Source organism: Kitasatospora sp. NPDC007106 (genome assembly GCF_040634455.1).
Classification (GTDB): domain Bacteria; phylum Actinomycetota; class Actinomycetes; order Streptomycetales; family Streptomycetaceae; genus Kitasatospora; species Kitasatospora arboriphila.
Genome location: NZ_JBEYFP010001453.1, coordinates 1 through 1,044, shown reverse-complemented (window position 1 = coordinate 1,044; position 1,044 = coordinate 1). Strand labels below are relative to the sequence as shown.

Annotated in this window: 2 protein-coding genes and 1 pseudogene; 2 read left to right on the top strand and 1 reads right to left on the bottom strand. The window is 75.7% G+C overall.

Features of this window, described 5'->3' with window-relative positions; genetic code table 11:
- Together ABZ641_RS39235 and ABZ641_RS39230 are read left to right on the top strand one after the other, a co-directional pair.
- Window positions 1-256 (top strand): annotated as a pseudogene (locus ABZ641_RS39235) (IS4 family transposase); the annotation flags it as partial.
- A gap of 12 nt (window positions 257-268) precedes the next feature.
- A complete protein-coding gene (locus ABZ641_RS39230; RefSeq protein WP_359989525.1) occupies window positions 269-700 on the top strand; it encodes an SMI1/KNR4 family protein in 432 nt (143 codons plus the stop codon).
- A gap of 12 nt (window positions 701-712) precedes the next feature.
- Here the strand turns inward: ABZ641_RS39230 and ABZ641_RS39225 are convergent.
- The coding region (locus tag ABZ641_RS39225; protein ID WP_359989523.1) for an ATP-binding protein at window positions 713-1,044 on the bottom strand (332 nt) is incomplete at its 5' end.

Below are 1,044 nucleotides of genomic sequence, written 5' to 3'. Positions count from 1 at the left end.
GCCGGTCCGGCTGATCACCACCCTCACCGACCCGGACTTCGCGCCGGCGGCCGACCTGGCGGCCGCCCACCGGCGGCGACAGCCGGAGGCGCTGCTGCCCGGTGCCACGCGGGCACTGCGGTCCGCGACCCCAAACCTGGTCCACCAGGAGATCTGGGCGCACCTGCTGGTCCAGTACGCGATCAACTCCCTGCACTGCCGTGCCTCGGCCTCGGCCTCGGCCGGTGCCGGCACCGACCCGGGCCCCCGGGTCTGACATGCTGCTCCGGTGTGGCGTGAACTGATCCTGGAAGCGGCGGGCGACGCCGAGCTCGGCGAGCCGGCGGGGGAGGAGGCGCTGGCCGCGGTCGAGGCGGCGCTCGGCCAGCCGCTGCCCGCCGAGTTGGCCGCGCTGCTGCGGGAGTGCGACGGGGTGCGGGGACGAAACGGCGACGACGTCGTCTGGAGCGCCGAGCGGATCGCCCGGGACAACGCCGAGTTCCGCGCCGCCGCCGACTTCGCCGCGCTCTACATGCCGTTCGAGCCGCTGATGTTCTTCGGCGACAACGGGGGAGGCGACCAGTTCGCCTTCGTCCGCACGCCGCCGCGGACCGAGGTCTTCGTCTGGGACCACGAGACGGACAGCCGCTCCCTGGCCTGCCACGGCCTCGCCCAGTACCTCGGACGGGCGCTGCGCGAGACCGGCGACTGGTACCGGTAGCCGGCCGCGTGCTCAGCCCGTGCGGGGGACGGGCAGCCGGAGTTCGGCGACCGCGCCGCCCTCCGGGTGGTTCCCCAGGTGCAGGGCCACCCCGATGGCCTCGGCGTGGCCCTGGGCGATCGTCAGGCCGAGTCCGTGGCCGTGGCCGCGTTCCCGGGCGCCGGTGCGGAAGCGCTGCGGGCCGTCGCGCAGCACGGACTCCGGGTACCCCGGCCCGTGGTCGCGGACGGTGACCACCGGCCCGTCCACCCGCACCCGCACCGGCGGCTCGCCGTGCCGGTGGGCATTGGCCACCAGGTTGGCCAGCACCCGGTCGAACCGCCGCGGATCGGTGCTGACCGTCG